The organism is Shewanella sp. 11B5, from assembly GCF_002836795.1.
GTDB classification, from domain to species: domain Bacteria; phylum Pseudomonadota; class Gammaproteobacteria; order Enterobacterales; family Shewanellaceae; genus Shewanella; species Shewanella frigidimarina.
Genome location: NZ_PJAP01000994.1, coordinates 1 through 2,775 on the forward strand (window position 1 = coordinate 1; position 2,775 = coordinate 2,775).

Genomic DNA, 2,775 nt, shown 5'->3' on the forward strand with positions numbered 1-2,775 from the left:
ATTGATAAACGTCATTGATAACCGTTTGAATACCGCTCAGAAACAGCGGCCTGGTCGACATAGATTAACTGACTTGATAAAGCTCTAACGGTAAACCGTCTGGATCGCTAAAAAAGGTATATTGTTTACCGGTATATTCGTCAATGCGAACGGGCTCGACAGAGATATTGCTCAGCTGCAAATGCGCCACGACCACCTCGATATCATCGACTTTGAACGCTAAGTGACGCAAACCCTGGGCTTCTGGATAACTGGGTCTTGGCGGTGCATCATTAAATGAAAATAACTCAATTTGGCTACCATCGGGCAAAGCTAAATCTAGTTTGTAAGAATCGCGTGCTTGACGGTAATGCTCGGCAACAATTTTTAGCCCTAATATTTGCGTATAAAATGCTTTTGAACGTGGGTAATCGGCACAGATAATCGCGACGTGATGAATTCCATTTAGCATGGCTGTCCTTGTAAATAGACTATTGATAATTAATCTAATTTAAACAAAAAAATAAAACCCTGATAGAACAAGTCTATCAGGGTTGATATACGCTTTTAAAGTCATAAACAAGACTAAAACAAGGTTAATAACTTCCAGAGAAAGTGGCTTAAATTAAACGCCGATTTCACCGCCGTCATCTTTAATAAACATCACTGTGGCTGCACGTGGACGAACCGTTGTGCCTGCGGGCGTTTCTTCATCTGCTCTATCAGAGTATGGCCAGTTGCCAGGATGCTGAATATTGGCAAACATTGCGGTGTAGTCTGGCGACATGGCAAAACCTGTCACTTCACAGCCGTTAGGGCCAACAAAGAAACGCTTAAGCTGAGTTTGGTTTTCAGCCGTTACCACTTGTTGGTTACCATCTGCATCTACCATCGTTGATGGCACAATCGCTAACATTTGATCGTTGGTTTCTTCGGTAACTTCAGAGGCACCGTTATCGGTTTGCACCCACAAAATACCACGTTGATCGAACGCCAAGCCGTCTGGACTAGCAAACTGGTTTAAGTCAGTTAAGCCAGATAAGTTTGTTTCAGCATCACCATCTGCAGGTGAACCAAATATAAAGATATCCCAACTAAATTCAGTTGCTGCATCACCTTCATCCCAACGGATAATATGACCAAAGTTATTATTTAAACGTGGGTTAGCAGGGTTGGTGCTGTCGGTACGTTTACTGTTGTTGGTTAACGTTAGGTATACCGTACCTGTAAATGGATCAACGGTTGTCCATTCTGGGCGATCCATTGGTGTAGCACCCACTAAGTCAGCAGCGCCAGCAGTATTTAATATAATCGCGGCTTGTGAGTCAAAGCTGCTCGCAAGCGTGCTTCCGTCGGCAGTCACCCCATCTAACGTCAGCGGTAACCATTCACCGACGCCGTCTTCGGTAAACTTAGCTGCATATAAGGTTCCGGCATTCATGTACTTATCGCCTACTGTTAAGCGGTTAGTGCTGTTAGCATCTGCAGGATCCCACGCTGCGTCAGAAACAAACTTATACAGATATTCAAAACGAGAATCGTGGCCTGAATAGAATGTGATTGGTTTGCCTTCTTCAAGTTTACCAAAGGCACAACCCTCGTGGCGGAAGCGACCTAATGCAGTACGCTTAATGGCGCGCGAGTTAGGATTGTATGGATCAATTTCAACAATATAACCGTGGCCATTGGCTTCGTTACGGTAATCGTTAGTCGCACTTGAGCCCGTTGGCGTCACATCAAAACGAGCAAATTCGTCTAAACGCTCATCGTCATTACCGGCTAAGTGGCTCCAGCCATAACGAGTGTCAGAAGTCGAAATACCAATGCGCGTTTGCTCTTGCGTTAAGGTGCCTTTATTAACAAAATAACCCGGCCAGTTTTCTTCACATGTTAGATAAGTGCCCCAAGGCGTATAACCATTACCGCAGTTATTTAAAGTACCGCGCGCTTGGCTGCCATCTGGCGAATAACGCGTTTCAAGGTGTGAGCTGTACGCTAGTGGGCCAGCAATATCCATCACGGTTGCACCGGTAAAACGACGGTTATGGCTGTCGTTTTCGACCACTTGCCATCGTCCAGAAACTAATTTAATACGGACAACTGAAATACCATGCGCGTTGATTTCTTTGCGGATTTCATCAATTACAGTGCGCTTACCATCAGCATCAAACGTTGGGCCTGTTGGATGTAAAGCATCCTGGTCAATGTATTCGTGGTTAATACACAATAAACCGTCATCTGCCGAATCATTCAACGGGAAGAAATGCATACCATCATGATGCATACCGACTGAGTTTTCCTGATCGATAGCAGTATTACTGCCATCGGCTTTCCACGCTGCAGCTTTCGAATTTAAGGGAGTTCCCCAGGGTGCTAATACATAAGCTGAATAGCCAGCAGCTACCGTCACGGCATCGGTTTTAGAACCGGCAATCGACTCAAAACCTAGTACTGCAGAACTCTTCGTTGGTGCTGTTGGCGTGGTCGGCGTTGTTGGCGTTTCTGCAACGGTATCATTGTCAGAGCCACAAGCACTTAATCCGAAGCCACCAAACGCTGTCATCGCACTAAGGCCTAAACCACGCTTAACAAAATTACGACGTGATAGATGATTCTCCATCACTTCATTGAAGGGGGTATTTTTACTGTTGTTAAAACGAGTTGGATCAAATGTCGCCTTGCTCATAAATTGTCCTTAGATATGCTCTGAAAATAACGGATCAAATATAGGTATAATTATTTGTCCGTTAAGATAAGCGTCTAATGTGACAACTCGGTTCAAACTAGATGACATTA

2 protein-coding genes are annotated in these 2,775 nt (G+C 44.5%); both read right to left on the reverse strand.

Going from position 1 to position 2,775, the window contains the following annotated elements:
- Positions 1 to 64: 64 nt before the first annotated feature.
- A complete protein-coding gene (locus CXF78_RS19370; RefSeq protein WP_011636097.1) occupies positions 65 to 451 on the reverse strand; it encodes an SMU1112c/YaeR family gloxylase I-like metalloprotein in 387 nt (128 codons plus the stop codon).
- A gap of 153 nt (positions 452 to 604) precedes the next feature.
- Positions 605 to 2,665 (reverse strand): PhoX family protein, encoded by a 2,061-nt coding sequence (locus tag CXF78_RS19375; RefSeq protein WP_102037676.1) that lies wholly within the window; start codon positions 2,663 to 2,665, stop codon positions 605 to 607.
- Positions 2,666 to 2,775: the final 110 nt, after the last annotated feature.